This window comes from Acinetobacter sp. GW821-FHT01C12, assembly GCF_059422625.1.
Map to the genome: position 1 here is coordinate 97,171 of NZ_JBWKXD010000010.1, position 18,675 is coordinate 115,845.

General features: G+C 39.1%; 14 protein-coding genes and 2 tRNA genes. 5 read left to right on the forward strand and 11 right to left on the reverse strand.

Going from position 1 to position 18,675, the window contains the following annotated elements; translation table 11 throughout:
- Window positions 1-4: 4 nt before the first annotated feature.
- The 3 genes from AC07WY_RS18010 to AC07WY_RS18020 form a co-directional block, all read right to left on the reverse strand.
- Window positions 5-81: transfer RNA gene (locus AC07WY_RS18010), tRNA-Asp, on the reverse strand.
- Window positions 82-104: 23 nt separating this feature from the next.
- Window positions 105-180: transfer RNA gene (locus AC07WY_RS18015), tRNA-Val, on the reverse strand.
- 282 nt (window positions 181-462) lie between these two features.
- Window positions 463-861, reverse strand: a complete 399-nt coding sequence (locus AC07WY_RS18020) for a YbaN family protein (protein ID WP_419336607.1) — start codon at window positions 859-861, stop codon at window positions 463-465.
- A gap of 226 nt (window positions 862-1,087) precedes the next feature.
- Between AC07WY_RS18020 and AC07WY_RS18025 the strand changes: the two genes are divergently transcribed.
- The 3 genes from AC07WY_RS18025 (at window position 1,088) to dapE (ending at window position 3,479) form a co-directional block, all read left to right on the forward strand.
- On the forward strand, window positions 1,088-1,933 hold the full coding sequence (locus tag AC07WY_RS18025; RefSeq protein WP_494736869.1) for a DUF1853 family protein: 846 nt from the start codon (window positions 1,088-1,090) through the stop codon (window positions 1,931-1,933).
- 115 nt (window positions 1,934-2,048) lie between these two features.
- Window positions 2,049-2,189 (forward strand): entericidin A/B family lipoprotein, encoded by a 141-nt coding sequence (locus AC07WY_RS18030; protein ID WP_004723791.1) that lies wholly within the window; start codon window positions 2,049-2,051, stop codon window positions 2,187-2,189.
- A gap of 156 nt (window positions 2,190-2,345) precedes the next feature.
- On the forward strand, window positions 2,346-3,479 hold the full coding sequence (gene dapE, locus AC07WY_RS18035; RefSeq protein WP_419336611.1) for a succinyl-diaminopimelate desuccinylase: 1,134 nt from the start codon (window positions 2,346-2,348) through the stop codon (window positions 3,477-3,479).
- Window positions 3,480-3,555: 76 nt separating this feature from the next.
- On the opposite strand, the gene AC07WY_RS18040 is transcribed toward dapE, so the two are convergent.
- From AC07WY_RS18040 to pilG, 6 genes are all read right to left on the reverse strand, one after another.
- Entirely contained in the window at window positions 3,556-4,020 is a 465-nt protein-coding gene (locus AC07WY_RS18040; RefSeq protein WP_004723795.1) for a hypothetical protein, read from the reverse strand.
- 8 nt (window positions 4,021-4,028) lie between these two features.
- Window positions 4,029-8,555, reverse strand: a complete 4,527-nt coding sequence (locus AC07WY_RS18045; RefSeq protein WP_494736870.1) for a hybrid sensor histidine kinase/response regulator — start codon at window positions 8,553-8,555, stop codon at window positions 4,029-4,031.
- Window positions 8,556-8,700: 145 nt separating this feature from the next.
- Window positions 8,701-10,770, reverse strand: coding sequence for a methyl-accepting chemotaxis protein (locus AC07WY_RS18050; RefSeq protein ID WP_494736871.1), 2,070 nt, complete (start codon window positions 10,768-10,770; stop codon window positions 8,701-8,703).
- A gap of 42 nt (window positions 10,771-10,812) precedes the next feature.
- Entirely contained in the window at window positions 10,813-11,349 is a 537-nt protein-coding gene (locus AC07WY_RS18055) for a chemotaxis protein CheW (protein WP_004723799.1), read from the reverse strand.
- 3 nt (window positions 11,350-11,352) lie between these two features.
- Window positions 11,353-11,721: a response regulator gene (locus AC07WY_RS18060; protein ID WP_004723801.1), complete on the reverse strand. Its 369-nt coding sequence runs from the start codon at window positions 11,719-11,721 to the stop codon at window positions 11,353-11,355.
- Between the two features lie 25 nt (window positions 11,722-11,746).
- Window positions 11,747-12,130: a twitching motility response regulator PilG gene (pilG, locus tag AC07WY_RS18065; protein ID WP_004723803.1), complete on the reverse strand. Its 384-nt coding sequence runs from the start codon at window positions 12,128-12,130 to the stop codon at window positions 11,747-11,749.
- A 284-nt stretch (window positions 12,131-12,414) separates the two neighbouring features.
- On the opposite strand from pilG, the gene AC07WY_RS18070 reads away from it, so the two are divergent.
- Together AC07WY_RS18070 and AC07WY_RS18075 are read left to right on the forward strand one after the other, a co-directional pair.
- Window positions 12,415-13,056 carry a hypothetical protein gene (locus tag AC07WY_RS18070; RefSeq protein ID WP_262086853.1) on the forward strand — a complete coding sequence of 214 codons (642 nt, stop codon included), beginning with the start codon at window positions 12,415-12,417 and terminating at the stop codon, window positions 13,054-13,056.
- Between the two features lie 251 nt (window positions 13,057-13,307).
- Window positions 13,308-15,023 (forward strand): proline--tRNA ligase, encoded by a 1,716-nt coding sequence (locus AC07WY_RS18075; protein ID WP_262086854.1) that lies wholly within the window; start codon window positions 13,308-13,310, stop codon window positions 15,021-15,023.
- 97 nt (window positions 15,024-15,120) lie between these two features.
- On the opposite strand, the gene AC07WY_RS18080 is transcribed toward AC07WY_RS18075, so the two are convergent.
- Together AC07WY_RS18080 and AC07WY_RS18085 are read right to left on the reverse strand one after the other, a co-directional pair.
- Window positions 15,121-16,080: a DUF6160 family protein gene (locus tag AC07WY_RS18080; RefSeq protein ID WP_419336616.1), complete on the reverse strand. Its 960-nt coding sequence runs from the start codon at window positions 16,078-16,080 to the stop codon at window positions 15,121-15,123.
- Between the two features lie 95 nt (window positions 16,081-16,175).
- Entirely contained in the window at window positions 16,176-18,665 is a 2,490-nt protein-coding gene (locus tag AC07WY_RS18085) for a DUF6160 family protein (RefSeq protein ID WP_494736872.1), read from the reverse strand.
- Window positions 18,666-18,675 lie beyond the last annotated feature (10 nt).

Here is an 18,675-nt window from a genome sequence, read left to right on the forward strand (position 1 = left end):
GAAGTGGCGCAGCGGACGGGACTCGAACCCGCGACCCTCGGCGTGACAGGCCGATATTCTAACCAACTGAACTACCGCTGCACTAAAAATTCAACGTTAAAGCTTGGTGGGCGCTGACGGGATCGAACCGCCGACATTCTGCTTGTAAGGCAGACGCTCTACCAACTGAGCTAAGCGCCCTAACGACTTCATCGTTTGTGAGGTGCATTATAGAGAATCTTTACTGAGTGTCAAACGCTTTTCTCGATGTTTTACCTATTTTAGGTTTGAGTGATTAAAAAATAGATCATTTTAGTTTAAATTGGTGTTTTTTGTTTATTATTTATCTATTTATAAAATATTTAAACCCATATTTTAATTAAATTGAGTAGATCATTTAATCAATATTTTAACCCTATTATCTATTTGCTATAAACTTAATAAAATATTCAGTACTGAATGATCAAACATATCAAATAAAAGCTATTCGGATTTATCCACTTCATTCAAAGTTTTTACAATAGGTTTTGGTTCAGGGCGCAACCAAAGCCAGATAGCCACAATTAACATGGTCACATCGGTAAAAATTTTCACAGCCAGTGGCGCATTGGTGAATAACATGATCACCCCACTGATCAACATCATAATACTGGCGATCCACTTTGCTTTACGTGGCACAGTCCCATTTTCACGCCATGCACGAAGCGTTGCACCATATTTTGGATGATTGAGTAACCAAGCATCCACCTGTGGCCAACCTTTTGATGCCGCCCAAGCGGCCAAGATGAGGAAAACTGTCGTTGGCATTCCCGGTAATATTGCCCCAATAAACCCGAGTACAATAAAAACAATCACCAATGTTCGCCAAAACAAAACTTTCATAGATTAACTCAATCTGCCCATTCGACTAGTATACCGCCCAAATGATTTTGCCAGTATATTTTAAATCAATTGGAATCATTGTATTTTAAAATCACGGTGTTCATCATTTCCAATACTACCAAATTGAGCTTGCATGTATATCCACTTATTTGCTTGAATCTCAACACACTAAAGACCTTTTCTTTAAAAATAAACTGAGTGAGTCCTCAGCTTAGGACAGCATACAATGACAGACTACTTTGAGCCTTGGTTAAAGTACAAACACCCGATTGTTCGTCAATTGGCTTTTTGCATTGCCAGTCCCAATATTATTCAGCATCTGCCTGATGAATTAGAAATTAAAAATCGTTTTGAACTACACGACACGGCGTTTTGGCAACAACAATATATAGATTTTCAAACACGCTTAGATCAACTCGATCACGACCCCACCCCACTCATTGAATTTGTACAACAGCTTAAAAGCACACGTTTAGGTTTACGTTTTGAATATTTATTTTGGTTCTGGTTACAAGATGAAGCCAATCAACACTATCAACTGATTCAGCATAGTATCCAAATCATTGAAGCAAAGAATACATTAGGCGAAATTGATTTCCTTGTTCGTAATCAGGCCACAAAACAGATAGAGCATTGGGAAGTTGCTTTAAAGTACTATTTAGGCGAATCAAACTTACACTTAAAGCATTGGTATGGTCTAAATCGTAGCGACACCCTTTTACGAAAACTAAATCATTTCTCAGAAAAACAATTTCAATTTACCCAGGCTTTAGATCTTAAAATTGAAAAGAAACTGGCTGTGATGAAAGGACAGCTTTATCTGCCTGACAATAAAGACGATGTTGCACCGCCCTCTTGGATCAACACGCAACGTCGATTGGGTCAATGGGGACATCACATTGCAAAAGATTTTTACCGTCTACAACGGCATGAATGGATTTGCCCAGATCTAAAACAAAGCTCAGTTGCTGCCCAATTTTGGTGTAATGGTTTATATCATGATAAAAATAGCCTGCAATTTTATATGTACCGCCAAGCTCCTCTGGCGCTTTTCTTTGACATAAATGCTTAATTATTCACGTTTCTTATACACGGATTAACCAATCCACTCATAAAAACATAACGATATATTAACCCGATGCTCGTATACTAAAATTCTAATTAACGCGTGAAACACGGAGATAGTAATGAAAAAAATTTTAGCAGTTTCAATGTTATTCGCTTTTGTTTTAGCTGGTTGCAACACATTTAAAGGTGTTGGTAAGGATGTATCTAAAGCGGGGGATGCTGTTACGAATTCTGCAGAAAAAGTTGAAAATAAATTGTAAGTATCAACTTCATTCTACAACATGAGCCTTATCTCAATAGATAAGGCTTTTTTAATGCCAATTTAAATAGTTTTATCCTTTCTCAAGCTTTAAGGTTTTCATTCGGTTTTATCTTCCTCTATTATATTGTTCAATTTACTTACTTGATCAATGTCCATGAATCATTCGGATACCTTAGAACTGAGTTTACAACTTCTTCGCCAGCCTTCTGTGACACCTATAGACCATACCTGCCAAACCATCATGGCAGATCGTCTGTCTGCTATTGGCTTTAATATTGAAAATATGCGTTTTGAAGATGTTGATAATCTTTGGGCAAGACGCGGAACGGCATCTCCAGTTTTCTGTTTTGCAGGTCATACCGATGTTGTGCCTACAGGTCATCTAGATGCATGGGAGTCTGATCCATTCCTACCTGAAATTCGTGATGGCAAACTCTATGGTCGTGGCAGTGCTGATATGAAAACAGCATTGGCTGCAATGGTGGTTGCATCTGAACGTTTTGTAAAGAATCATCCCAACCATAAAGGTTCTATTGCTTTTTTAATCACCTCTGATGAAGAAGGCCCTTCTATCAATGGTACGGTTAAAGTTGTCGAAACCTTAGAAGCACGTAATGAAAAAATGACATGGTGTCTTGTCGGTGAGCCTTCAAGTACAGATACGCTGGGCGATATCGTAAAAAATGGCCGTCGTGGATCATTAAATGCAGTGTTAACGGTAAAAGGGAAACAAGGCCATGTTGCCTACCCACATTTAGCCATCAATCCCATTCATACCGCGTCAAAAGCCTTAGCTGAACTCTGTGATACGGTATGGGACAATGGCAATGAATACTTTCCTGCGACTTCATTCCAAGTTTCCAATATTCAAGCAGGTACAGGTGCAACCAATGTTGTACCCGGCACGATGACCGTTACCTTTAACTTCCGTTACTCAACTGAAGTGACTGCAGATCAACTCAAATTACGTGTTCTTGAGATTTTAGATCGCCACCATATTGATTATGATATTGAGTGGACGTTATCAGGTTTGCCCTTCTTAACCCCAGTCGGTGAATTGGTCAATGCTGCACGAACTGCAATTAAAAATGTGACAGGAACAGAGACTGAGCTTTCAACCAGTGGTGGGACTTCTGATGGTCGTTTTATTGCACCGACAGGCGCTCAAGTGCTTGAGTTAGGTGTTTTAAACGCAACGATTCATCAAATTAATGAACATGTGAATATTGCTGAATTAGAGCCTTTGGCTGAAATCTACGAACAAATCTTAGTCGAATTACTCGCTTAAGCTGAGCGATTCTCACTGAGTAAAAAAGGACGCATTTGCGTCCTTTTTTACAGATAAGTTTTGAAAGCATTACAGATCAAGTCTTCTTTATTCCAATCTGTAATTGGATTTGATCCAAATCCGGCACATGATAAGTCTTATCGCCAATTTTCACATATTGTAAAATCGTCTTATCTTTGATGCTATCCTCTGCGTCGACCACTTCTGAAATCCGTAGCCGTATCGAACTTGGCATTTCATTGCACATCAAGGCAAAACGCTCGTCTGCATCCTCCCCTTCAATGATCAGTGCGACACCCAAGGTCTTTTTAGGATCACTGACACTAAATGTCGGCAACTTCTTTTCATGCCATTCCACGACATTGACATAGGTTGGACTATTCTGAGCAGAAAGCACCACATTTTGGGGTAATAACATTGGTGCTTTATCATAACAATCAATAATATATGCATCAATAAACCCAGTAGACACCGTAATTAAATGCTGTAATTCCCGTGTGCTAATTTTATCAATTGCAGATTTTTCAATATTCTTTGTCATGAGCGTTCCTATTTAACCGTCAACAAAGCTTCAATATTTTCCAATAAATCAGCTTCTTGGAATGGTTTACCCATATAATTTGTCACACCTAAGCTAAATGCCCGTTCACGATGTTTTTCACCTGTTCGTGACGTAATCATGATGATTGGCAAATCGCGGTGAATTTCGTGATGGCGAACCAAGTTGGTGACTTCAAAACCATCCATTCGTGGCATTTCAATATCCAGTAACATTAAGTCTGGTTTGACATTTTCAAGTTGCTCAATCGCATCCACACCATCTTTCGCAGTAATCACATCGAAACCTTGGCGTTCAAGCAAACGTGAAGTGACCTTACGAACGGTAACTGAGTCATCCACAATCATAATCAAACGGCGTTGATCACGATGACGTTGTTTATCATGTTGAAGATGTTCTGCACTACCACGAGTAGATGCTTGAACTTGTCGTGCAATATTTTGCCCATCCAGAATCAAACACACCTGACCATCACCCAGAATAGTTGCACCCGCAATTGCATTGATGGTAGCAAACTGCTTACCAATCGGTTTAACCACAATTTGTGAACGTGAACCAATTAACTGATCAACCAGAATGGCAATCGATTGCCCCAAACTTCCCTTGATCAACAACACTGGTAATGAATGTGCAAGCCCATGTAACCGTGGAGTGACTTGATTCGAGGTAAACTCACCCAAATAACGTAGCTTATAGCTTTGGAAATCGATATCAAAATAGTCATTTTGAGTTTCAAAATATTCTTCCAAAGCAGCTGGTGAAATTCGAACAATACGATCAATTTGCGATAATGGGACTGCAAATTGCTGATCACCGACTTTCACCATCAAGGCATCGCTGACCGCAACTGTTGTAGGTACGGTAATCGTAAAGGTTGAACCATGCCCCAACTCAGAACTGACACTCACTTGTCCACCAAGTGATTTAATTTCACTTTGCACAACATCCAAGCCAACACCACGACCAGAGATTTGTGTCACTTGTTGCGCTGTACTAAAACCTGGATGGAAAATAAACTGTAGGATTTCCTCTGGCTCTAACTGTTGATCTGTTTTGATCAAGCCTTTTTCGATTGCTTTATCACGAATAACTTTTGGATCAATTCCTTTACCATCATCTTTAAACGAGACAAGTACATCCGTACCTTGACGACTAATATTCAAATCAATTCGACCAGTCAACGCTTTGCCCGACTTCTGACGCTGTTCCGCATCTTCAATCCCGTGGTCAATCGCATTCCGCAACATATGCTCTAACGGTGAAACTAATTTTTCCAGAATATTACGATCCAACTCCCCTTCAGTATTATTGACTAAAAGTTCAGTGGGTTTATTCACAGTTGAAGAGGTCTGGCGAACCAAGCGCTGTAATCGAGGCAACAGTCTTGAGAATGGTACCAGACGAGTACGCATCAAGCTTTCCTGAATTTCAGCTTGAATACGAGATTGCTGAAGCAATAAACCTTCAGTATCACGAATCTTTTCAGCCAACGTGGTTTTAAAATCAACCAAGTCAGATGCGGATTCAGCCAACGATTTTGATAACTGGTTTAGAGATGAATATTGGTCCATTTCTAAAGGGTCAAAATCAGCATAGCGAGCGCTTAAATCACCATGTTTTGCAATAATTTGGCTTTCTAACTCGCCTTCCATACGGCGTAGCTGATCCGCCAAACGTTGAATAGCCAACTCCATATCAGTCAAGGTATTCCCTAACTGCCCTAAATCCATCTCAATACGTGAACGGTTGATCGCGTTTTCACCAGAAAGGTCGATCATTTTTTCAACCAAATCGGCAGAGATACGAATCATCTCATTGTTAGATTCAGTTTTTTGTGACAGATCCCATTCACCCAACATTGACGGTGGCTCTGTACCATCCCCCTGAACAAACTCACTGATCGATTGCTCAAAGATTAAGTTTGTTCGAGATAGTTTTTCTGGAAGCTGTGCGGATACATCAACATATTCAATACTATGTAAGCTCGATTTTAAGCCTTCAAAATTATCATAGTGATGTTTAAAGATTGCAGCATCTAGCCAATGAAATGTTTTTTCCAATAAACCATCATAAACATTCGAGTTAAAATTATGTAAACCAAATTGCTCAAATGCATTTTCTAATTCATATGCAATATCAGCCACTTCTTCCAATTTCACCATTTTTGCACCGCCTTTTAAGCTGTGTGCAATACGTTGTAATTGGAGTAGGAAACTACGGTTGCTACGCTGATCAAACCATTGAGATAAAATGCTCAAACCATCATCAATCAGCTCTCGTGCTTCTTCAATAAAGGTTTCTCGAGCAACAACTTCAACAGGATCTAAACCTGCATCTTGATTTGCATCTATAAACAATTGAGCATCATCAATTGCAGGTTGTTGATCTTGATCCAACGGTTCAGTTTCAAGCAGTTCTGGAGTTTGATCAATCGCTAAAACGATATCATCTGCAACATATTCAAGTTCATGCAAATCTACTGCATCATGACTAAATTGTGGCTCAACCGCAGTTGATGCTTGAACAGCTTCAATCGGACCTTGCTGATCAATATTGTGTAAAACACTGAGAATATGAGTAGCTGGATAATCAATTGATTTTTCACGGATCAATTGAATACGATCTGCCACATCATCTTGAATTAAACGAATCGCTTGAATAATGTGTGGTTCTGCTTTGAGTTGACCTTTAATCACGCGTTCATAAATGGTTTCCAACTCATGCGCAATCAAACCAATATGGGTGGCTTGCACCATATTTGCACCACCTTTTAAGGTATGCAAATAACGCATCAAATTGTTTAACGCGGTTGTGTCATCAGGATGGCTTGACCAAGTATTTAAGTCATGGTCCATTCCAACCAACAATTCGTCGGCTTCTTCAATAAAAATGTCGAGAACATCAGCATCAAATTCACGTTGACTATGTTCTGAGTCAATATTCTGTTTATCCAGATTAATTTGCGTCAGTACATAGTTCCCTACAGATTCAACAGGGTTTGCTGAAATTGAGACTGTATCTGGCTGCTGTTCAGTATCAAGCGCAGTCCTTGTTTCAACAATTTGACCAGCAACACCAGTGTCAATTTCTTGGTGTAAATAGTCATGTAACTCAGCCAAAATCGCTTGTGTTGATTCATTTAGGCTGACTCTTTGTCCTGAGGCCAAAGTATCGAATAAATGAATAAATTCCTGATGGGCCTTAGAAAACATTTCAAAAGCATAATCAGTATTTAATAAATCAGGCTTGCGAATAACTTGTTCATAACCATCTTTTAAAGCAAGACTAAAATCATGAATGCCTTGTGCAGCACGATTATTGGTATGATCTATCAACATCTGCGCTTGTTGAGCCAGTTGTTGGAAATATGCTGGATATTCAACTTGGGCGCGCTTATCAAACTCAAACTCGGCATCAAGTAATAGATCGATCTCAAGATCAACCAATTGTGTGACTAAACCCGTTTGTGAATGTTGATATTGGTGTTGGAAATCGTAGCGTTCCCAAGCATCATTAAATTTTTGATAAATGGTTTGTAGCTCAACAGCTTGATTACCTTTCAGTTTTAAAACATAGAGATAATCACTGACAAATTCAGCATAGTAAGTCAGTAAAGCATTTTCATTTTTTGAGGACTCGGTATCTTCTTGAACCAATACTTTAAATAAATGCTCGACCTTACCACTTGCTTCAAAGACCTCATTGACATGCGCCATTGAAGAACTGCCACGCAAAGTATGCAAGGCACGAATCAAGCGATTATATTGATCAGGCGTATGTTCTTCTAAGTGCAAAAATTCTTTAATTGCCGCCAGATGCTCCTCTGACTCTTCAACAAAGATTTCCAAGGTTTCAGAGGTTAAACTATCATCTGCAACAGTCGATTCAACTGCCACTTCTTCTTCAGTCGTATCTGTAGAGCTATCTGCAACGAGATCAACCACATGCGGAGTGGTCACTGAGGTTACTTCTGCTGTTACAGTATCTTCACCAATCTCCAAACCAGTAATGACATTTTCATTATCCAATGTATTAGATAATGCCAATAACTCATCTAAAGCAGGTTCTAAGCTTTGTTTCTGTTGTAGCCGTTGCCCCAAATACACCAAAGGTGCTAAATCTAAATGATGCGGTTTTCGATTTAAAAACTCTGCGTAGAGTTTGAACTTATAAATATTAAATACTGCACGTACATAGTGTTGAATCTCGGAAGTAAGTTCCAGATTTTTCGTAATAATACGATTTAATGTATCTTCAACGGTCCAAGCAAGTTCACCAGAACGTTTAGCCCCCACCATACGCCCAGACCCCTTAAGCGTATGAAAATAACGGCGAATATTGACCAATTCGGTATCTTTAAACTCGTCGAGTTGCCATCGATCAAGAGAGGTTTGTAGCTGTTCAAAAATTTCTTCAAGTTCTTCTACAAAAATTTCTAAAATTTCCTCATCCTGACCAAGATACGCATCTTCAGGTAAAGTAACGTGTTCCACTAAATGTTTTAATATTTCTTTCATAGCTCAGGCTTCTATGTTAGTTCCCGTCTTTGGGACTAAAACCTTTCAAAATACAGTTAAGCTGAATGGCTTTAGAAGGCGTTCCATTCTGTGCAATAGCCACTTGTTACAGTCGATATTGCACATATATAAAGTATCAATCGTTTTAGTCAGGCAGTTTAAAGTCTGAAACTGATTGACGTAATGAATCCGCCATACTTGCCAATTCAGAAACCGAACGGGCTGTATCAAATGTTGCACCAGTGGTTTGTGAAGTAATTTCTTGTACAACATTCATCGTATTTGCAATATGACCTGCTGAAGCAGACTGCAATTTCGCCGACTCAGAAATACTTTCAATCAAACCAGCCAAGTTACTTGATACTGTTTGAATCTCACCCAAGGCAACACCCGCATCTTTTGCAAGGTTCGCACCACGCACAACTTCCGAGGTGGTTTGTTCCATTGAAATTACGGCTTCGTTAGTATCGGTCTGAATGGTTTTAACCAGTGTTTCAATCTGTTTGGTTGCAGATGCTGAACGTTCAGCAAGACGCTGTACCTCGTCCGCAACCACGGCGAAACCACGACCCGCTTCACCGGCCATAGATGCCTGAATTGCTGCGTTTAATGCCAAGATGTTGGTTTGGTCGGCAATATCATTAATCAACGATACGATGTTACCAATCTCTTGAGAAGACTCACCCAAACGTTTAATACGCTTAGAAGTTTCTTGAATCTGCTCACGAATCGTATCCATACCTTCGATTGAACGGTTTACTACATCTGCACCATTTGATGCAATTTGTACGGAACGCTGAGCTACCTCTGCTGATTCAGCAGCATTTGCAGATACGTGGTCAATCGACTGTGCAATTTCATTAATCGCTGTTGATGCTCCTGCAATCTCTTGCGCCTGATGCTCAGAAGCTTCAGCTAACTGGTTAGTAATCTGTTGGGTATTCTGCGTATATTGTGCAACTTCTTGAGAAGTGTCATTAATTCGAGATACTAGGTCACGTAATTGGTCAATCGCAAAGTTAATCGAATCGGCAATTGCACCAGTGAAGTCTTCCGATACCGTTGCATACGAACTTAAATCACCATCTGCCAAATCGGCAATCTCATCAAGTAAACGTAAAATCGCATTCTGGTTACGGTCATACTCGTCTTGTAAGCGTGTTACACGAACTTTATCTGACTCACTACGTAAACCGAGTAGTTTAAATACAGCAAATAAGAATGCACCGAGCGCAAGGAGTAAAATCAATGCAGGTAAAATCGTACCCACACCGGTATTTATCGAAAGTCGATCCAAACCTTTTAATAAATTATCCGATTGAGCAAAGATGTCTGACGATGCCTGACGTACTTTAAAAATCTGATCAGAGTTCTTTAGTACAGAAGTTGATGCCAATTGCACAATTTCATTGTAATCCGCTTTAATGCTTTCTAAAGACTCACGTAGTTCAGGTTTATCAATACGTGTTACACCTAAATCGGCACTACCATTGAGTTGTGCATTTAAATACGTACCAAATGTTTCAGTATCCGCATTAAAGTCGTCTGCTGAAGCACGGGTATTATCCGAACCACTTAATACTGAACCAATAGAACGTAAAATACGTTCTGCAAGGAATACTTGGTTTTTCGCAATAACAACCTGAGTACTTGACATGTTGTCACGTGCCATTTGGTCAACCATTGCGTTATATTCAGCCTGCATGCCAGGGATCACATCCGCAACAGCAATGTTGGTGTCATATAACTGGTTAATGATTTTTTGGTGTGTCGCAATCATGTCGATATCAGCAGAAACTTGTTTCCAAGTTTTTTCAACGCCTTCCACTTGTTTTGAAGACGCATGAATATCTTTGACGACATCTAAGTTTTCTTTAAATTTCTTTTGCGATGCAACTAGAGCATCAATTGAGTCTTTCGAACCCGATGCGGTGGCTTCAGTTGCTTGACGTGATAAGGTCTGTGATAAAAGTTTTAATTCACCCAAGCTACGAGTTAAGTCGTTATTTCGAGGAACTGTATAGAATAGAACCAAAAGCAAAATAATCGCAACGATGATGCTGGCAATTGCCATTTGAATAAATGGCTTTGATTTGTCGCTTTCCCCAAACAACTTAGCAAATTCATCAATTTTTGATTTGGTTTTGGTTAATACGCCTGAACTACTTTTTTGAGCAGTATCCCCTGTATTTTTCTTCTTTAGTTTAAAGCCCATTCAGCTTCTCCCGATTCGCTTAACTCTCATTAGGCGTCAAAGCTAGTTTATAAATTTTTCTGATGCATTCATGTATTGAGGATCATTTAACAAACGACTAAACAAGAATATATTCCAAGCCTGATTATGCTGCTGAAAATATCCCTGACAATAGGTTTGAAGGTTTTCTTCTAATTGATTGTTTTTAGAAAAAAAGCCTTTTTTATTAAAATGTTGAATCCCCAAAACCTGATCTACGATCAGACCAACATAGTGGTCATTATGACTAATACATAAGACTTTTTGAGTAGGTAGAAATTGGCTTCTTTGCCCCGTTAAATAAAAAGCCAAATCAGAAACTGACAATAACCGTCCGCGAATATTCGCTAAACCTCTCACCCATCCCTGAACATTGGGAACGGGTGTGTATTTTGGCGGATAAATAACTTCTGAAACCTCACCCAAAGGCGCAACAAAATATTGCCCCATCATTTCAAATGCAATGCCTGACCATCGGTTTACTTCATTTTCATTGTCAGCGTAATTTTTATTTCCTCGCTTAGACAATCGAAGTAATTCGATAAATCCATTTGCTGCCATACATTATCCTGCTTGTAGATGTTGCTTAATCGTACTGATCAGCTGATTCTCATCAATCGGTTTGGTTAAGTAGTCACAAGCCCCTTGACGTTTTCCCCAAACGCGGTCGGTTTCTTGATCTTTAGTACTTACAATCACAATTGGAATATGCTTGGTGGCTGCACCACGTGCGATCTGGCGAGTCGCTTGGAAACCATTCACACCAGGCATAACAACATCCATTAACACAAGATCCGGCAATTCAGCTTGCGCCAGTGTAATACCATCTGCACCATTGGTTGCTTCAATCACTTCAAATCCATGCTTAGCTAGAATTTCTTTAAATCTAAACATTTCTGTTGGTGAATCATCAACTATTAAAATTTTTGTCATTATTTCCCCCAAATTAACCGTTCAGTTAAGCAGTCACATGATTGCGAATAGCATTTAATAGTTCATCTTTACTAAATGGTTTTGTTAAATATTCATCTGAACCGACAACACGACCTTTTGCTTGATCAAATAAGCCATCTTTACTGGATAACATGATGACTGGAATATTTTGATAATTTTGGGAGTTTTTAATCAAAGCGCAGGTTTGATAGCCATCTAGACGAGGCATCATGATGTCGACAAAAACAATATCTGGATTTGCTTCAGCAATTTTAGATAAGGCTTCAAAACCGTCTACAGCAGTGACAACTTCACAACCTTCTCTTTGTAATAATGTTTCAGCAGTACGACGAATGGTTTTAGAATCATCGATCACCATGACTTTTAGATTTTGAAATTTATCGTCCATTTAATGCCCCTTTCCGTAAGCTTGGAATGAATTGTGCTGTACAGATTTATTTTTACAATTAATCATGTTTTTTTAACATATATTAACTCACTTTATCAATGAACATTTCTTGTCGGAAATCTCACTTCAAACAGTAAAACACCGTAAAGCTCACATAAAAAAAAATATTCTGCTTTTTTTTAGAAGTTAATTGTTTATTAAAATTATGTAACCACATAAAATGAGCAAAGATAGTTTCAAAATCATATAACTTACATTGATTTTTTGGGGATGGTAGACTTTAAATGGATAGAATAATCTATTACCAAAATATAGCGTCAAAAACAAAAAAAATATGCAATACCGCTCTTTCAGTCAGCTTACTCATCTGCACTTTATCGGTCTATGCCGATACACCTCAAGCTAAAGCCGTGTGGTATCGATATTATGATAAAAATGGGGTGGCCAATATCAGCACCTCAGTCACACCAGCACACATAAAAAATGGTTATGAAGCGCTTGACCGTAACATGCAAGTGATCAAACGTAATCATGCTTATAATGTCGAGAAAGATTTACAGCAGTCGACATCACGCGCATCTGAAATGCGTAAATTAGAACAAGATGCGCGCTTAAAGCGTGCCTATGGCAACTCATCTGTCGCAGTTAACAAAAGAAATGAGCTTTTAAGCAATATAAAACAACAAATAACCTTACAAAACCAAACACTTAAACAGCTTCAAAGTGATCGTATTATACTTAAAAGACAAGAAATGGAGTACTACCGCAAAGGTAACTCTGTTCCTGTTACACTCAAAGATAGAATCAAATACAATTCTGAAAACATCGATAAAACAAAGGATTATATTGGAAGCCTACAAGACAACTACCGTAAGACACAAACCTACTATGATGATATTATTAACCGCCTTAAAAAACTTGAATAATCCCCCTTTTAATTCGAAATTTCTTGAGCCTATTATTGATAAAAACTTAACAAAACAATATAAATGATTTAAACAACCTTTCACGATATCAGATGATTTCCAAGTTCACATCGGGATCTGATCGCACCACTAACATAAGAATATAAAGTTTTCAATTTAAACAATCATTAAAAATGTTCAGCTTATTTTTTTATCGTATTTTTTTATCGTATAATCCTTTCTTTAAATCTAAAAATTTTAGGACAGTTTCCATGCGCGCGAGTCGCTTTTTATTTGCAACGTTAAGAGAAACCCCAAACGATGCTGAAGTCATTTCACATCAGCTCATGTTACGTGCGGGGATGATCCGTAAATTGGCTTCAGGTTTATACACTTGGTTGCCGATGGGTGTACGTGTGCTCAATAAAGTTGAAGCGATTGTTCGTGAGGAAATGAATCGTGCAGGTTCTTTGGAAACATTAATGCCCGTGACTCAACCTGCTTCACTATGGGAAGAATCTGGTCGTTATGTACAATACGGCCCAGAACTGTTGCGTTTTAAAGACCGCCATAGCAATGACTTTGTTCTTGGTCCAACACATGAAGAAGTCATTACAGATTTGGCTCGCAATGAATTAAAAAGTTATAAACAACTTCCAATGAATTTTTATCAAATTCAAACCAAATTCCGTGATGAAATTCGTCCACGTTTCGGTGTGATGCGCTCGCGTGAATTTATCATGAAAGATGCTTATTCTTTTCATGTCGATCAAGCGTCATTACAAGAAACTTATGATGTTATGTACGACACGTATTGCCGAATTTTCAGCCGCTTAGGTTTAAATTTCCGCCCTGTTCAAGCAGATACAGGTTCAATTGGTGGTTCAGGTTCACATGAGTTTCACGTACTTGCATCAAGTGGTGAAGACGATATCGCTTTCTCGACCGAATCTGACTATGCTGCCAATGTTGAAATGGCTGAAGCAGTATTGACTGGTGAGCGCGCAGCACCCACCCAAGATCTAAAAATTGTAGACACTCCGAATCAAAAAACCATTGCTGACGTTTCTGCATTTTTAAATACAGATCCAGCGCAATCAGTAAAAGCCTTACTTGTACAAGGTATTGCGGATGAAAAGGGTCATGTTCCTGTAATCGCGTTATTCCTACGTGGCGACCATGAGCTCAATGAAATTAAAGCTGAAAAGCACCCATTGATTGCTGCACCTTTAACATTTGCAACAGATGCTCAACTGAGTGCTCTTGATTTAACTGCAGGATTCTGCGGACCACAAGGACTGGTTGATAAAGGCTTAACTGTGATTGTTGACCGTGCAGCCTCTGTGCTTTCAGATTTTGTTGCAGGTGCCAATGAGGTGGATAAACATGCCACTGGTATCAACTGGGAACGTGATGCAACATTTACAGAAGTTTTTGATTTACGTAATGTGGTTGAAGGTGACCCATCTCCAGATGGTCAAGGCACGATTTTAATTAAACGTGGTATTGAAGTTGGTCATATTTTCCAATTGGGCACAAAATACTCAGAAGCATTAGGCTGTAAAGTTTTGGGTGATGACGGCAAACCATTAGTTGTGACAATGGGCTGTTATGGAATTGGTGTAACCCGTGTAGTTGCTTCTGCGATCGAACAAAACTTTGATGAAAAAGGTATTATTTGGCCATCCGCAATTGCCCCTTTCGAAGTTGCAATTGTTCCAATGAATGCACAAAAATCTCCACGTACACTTGAAGCAGCTGAAGCACTTTATGCTGAATTACAAGCCGCAGGTTATGATGTATTACTGGATGATCGTAATGAGCGTCCTGGTGTTAAATTCTCTGACTTGGAACTAACAGGTATTCCTCACCGTATTGTCATTGGTGAAAAAGGCTTAGATGCAGGTACTTTTGAGTATAAAGGTCGCACAGATGCCGAATCTGTAAATTTAAGCAAAGATGAGTTATTGGCTAAATTAGTGAAATAATTTTTCAATCGCATTAAAAAAGCTCTGAAATAAACTAAACCCTATAAGTTACACAACTTATAGGGTTTTTTATGTTTTGGTATTTTATAGACCATCATTACAGACCATTAATTTTGACTTTTAAATCTGTAACTGATGTTCCGATTGCCCCAAAGTTCCCCATCGAACCATTTTGCAGACCATTAAAAGTCCCTGCCGCACTTGCCCCACTCGTTCCCATAATCATCTGATTGATACCCAGATCAAACTTACTCGATTCACCCGTATTACCAAAGACAAAACCTGTTTGTTCAACACCAGCATAGAAACCGTTTAATGAAAAACCATTGACCTTATCCGTTCCAGTTAATTGGAAGTTAAAATTTGCACCAATATCGCTATCATCAGATAAAAGTGCAATAGCACAGCCTGATCCCGCACCACAAATCGATTGAATTGCACCACCAAAAGCAATCATACGTCCTTGAGGTGCATTACCTAACTGTAAATTAATGGTTGGTTTGGCTGCGGCAAAGTTGATATCAAAACCATTGTCCATTTTTAAAAATTTAATGACATCGGATTTTTCACTGGTTCCTGTAAAAATAGATTGATACCCTGCAGGTCCTGAAGATGAATTCGCTCCAGCCAAGTAAAGTGCAAACGGTGAAACTTTAATCCCGGTAATATTACTTGCAAAGCTCATTCCGATATTGGCAAAAGGTTTACCACTTGCTCCACCTGTAGCGCCCCCATCGGTATCCATGACTATGTTCATCGTTGGGGTATTTGAAGCGCCTAGAAAAGTGATATCAACAGTTTGGTCAGCAACCGTACCAGCACTTTTACCAGCAAGAACCAGCGATGCTTTATTTGCATCATTCACAGTTGAGCCTAACCCGTCACGATCAATAATTGAAATTTGATTGAGTTGAACTTTACTCAGATTTATACCAACATTTATCCCATCTTGCCCCGTTGTTTGGGAAAGACTTTGATCATCCATAGGTTCCATTGCCAGCGCAATTGGACTCAGTATCAATAATGATATACATCCTAGGTTTCTATTTTTTTTCATTATCCTAATCCTTAGGAAAATTTATATACTGCCTACCACATCACAGTCTAATCAGAAATTCTTTACAACAAAAGCACTAGCCGACCAATAACGCATTAATTCCGTGGAACAATGTTGAATTCACTGCTCAACCGACCTCCTGTCAACGCAATTTCACCTAAGCGTGCACCTGAAACTAAAGCACCATTCATAGATGGAGGATAGAAGTTTAAATCTCTCGCTCTAAATACACCACCGACTGACTGTGTAGGATTAAATTGTAAACTTGCATTAAATCCAACCTGACCAGTCCCACTCGTTGAGTTTTTACTGAGCACAATAGCATTATTAAAGCGAATATCACCGGTCAAGTTATCTAAACCAAGTATAGAACCATTGACAGGATCACTAATCTGGATGGTGTTATTTGTAGCTGCTAATTTTAAATCACCCACAACAGTTAAACGATTACCTGTTCCATCCGCTTTAATTTCACTATTTGGAATAAGCGACAAATCCATATCACCACCAAAACGAAGTTTTAGACCAAACAGTACATCATCACTTTTTGCAAAATTATTGGAATCAGATGCTCCCTTGTTGCCACAAGCAACACTTGCCGTTGCAATACCACCCGCACATGATGCATAGGTTGTTCCAGGTAAATAACCTGCCGCAACTTCAGCTGCCATCACCACCAACATATTTTTTAAACTTAAATTTAAACTTCCGTTTTCCACCCCGATACTGCCATTGCCTTTCAGCAACATATCGATGTTTCTTAAACCTAAATAATAGTCTTTAGAGGTACCCGCAATAGGTACACCTGCATCATTTTTTACCTGACCACCATCAATCACCAAAATCGAGGTTGTTTTATTGCCAAGCTTATTTGTGCCACTTTTATCTACCCCCTCTGTACTTAAACCTAAAGAAAAACCGAGTCTAGAGGTTTGCGTACCCGCTGTAGCTGCGACACTGCTTTTCGTACCATCTGCTGAATAGTAATAGGCTTTATCTGCATCAACTGTTGTGCCATACATCGCTAAATTGGCATTCAAGTTATAAAAGGGTAAAGCCAAACCCCACTGATTATTTAGACCATTCTCTGTAAATAAATTACCAGCAGCAACACCAGCAGTAGTGGTAAATCGCCCTCGTCTAGAGATGGCTTGGAATTCCCCACCGCGAATTGAAGCAACGACAGCATAAGGACGATTACCTGCTGATAGGCTTGTATAAATATCTTGTTTATAATCACTTGAATTGGTTAAAGCTTGACCATTACCAAAACTTGAATTTTGGAAGGTTGTGTTTATAGGTATCGTAACTTGCTTAGAATCGGTAAGGTTTAAAAAAACATTTCCTGTGTCAAAAGAAGCACGTGTTCCCTTTTGTAAACCAGTTAAATTACCAAACTCAAAACCGTAACTATTTAATCCTGCACCACCAATTTCCAGCGTTGTCGCATCTCCACCACCAGCAAGCATGGTGTCACCTTCTTTGGTGAAATCTGTCTTCATACGAAATGCAATACCCGAACCACCAACAATATCTTTCCCTGTATCTGTACCACTCGAATTAACAGCAGAACCAATTAAACTACTGGCATTTTGTACACCACGAAATTGTAATGAACCATTCACCATACGCCCACTGGCACCGACACGAATCAGCCCTTTTGCACCTGTTGGGGTATTATAGCTATCAACATCATAAAGCGATGTAGGATTGATGCCCTTATTATTCACCATAATTTCAAGATTTAAACCTGCATTGGTTGTGGAAGTCCCATTCCCATAACTGCCTGTGTTTATAAAACCCGCCTTTAATGAAGCAGGATCAACCACACGGGTTAAATCTACATAACCATAGTTCGAATCTGGTGCCTGACTTGCACCCGCGATATTACTTCCAGAATTGGTTTGTAATTTAAAGCCTTCAGCCGCATCGATAAACGCAAAACCCTTTCCTTTAAAATTAAAGTTAAAGTTCTTTAAAATCAGTTGATTTAACTGACTTGTGGCACTGCTTTGGCCTAAATAAATATTGGCATTTTGAAGCCCTAAAGTCAGCTCAACTTGATCTGTTTTACTTAAAAGCCCATTGCTTGTTTTTAACCCAATACTGGTATTTGAAGCCGTTTGTACCGCTAAATTACCCAGTTTTGCACTACAACGTGTTCCACTTGGGTCACTATCACAAACACGAAATGAATCGACGGTCATTAGCATAGGAGAGAGTGATAAATCTAAATTCACTCCAGTTTTGCCAGCCACTGTCCCCATATTAAGCTTCATATCTGCTTTTAATGGATCTGTAGAAGTATTGCTCTGTTGTATTTTAACCGTATCTGCTGTTGCAACAAGTGCTTGACTGGTTGCATCTGCTTCTGCGCGACCCGCCTGATCAGTCCAATATAATGTTTTGATATTGGCTTCTTTTAAGCTTGCCTCTATATGTACGCCATCCTGACCATTTACGTTTCTTAAATCACTATCATCCAAAGCTTGTAGTGCATAAACAGGTGCGTGTATAGCCAACAAGCTCAAAGCTAATGTATTTAAAATAAATCTTTTCCCATGTTGTTGTTTTTTGATGTCCATTCCAAAACCC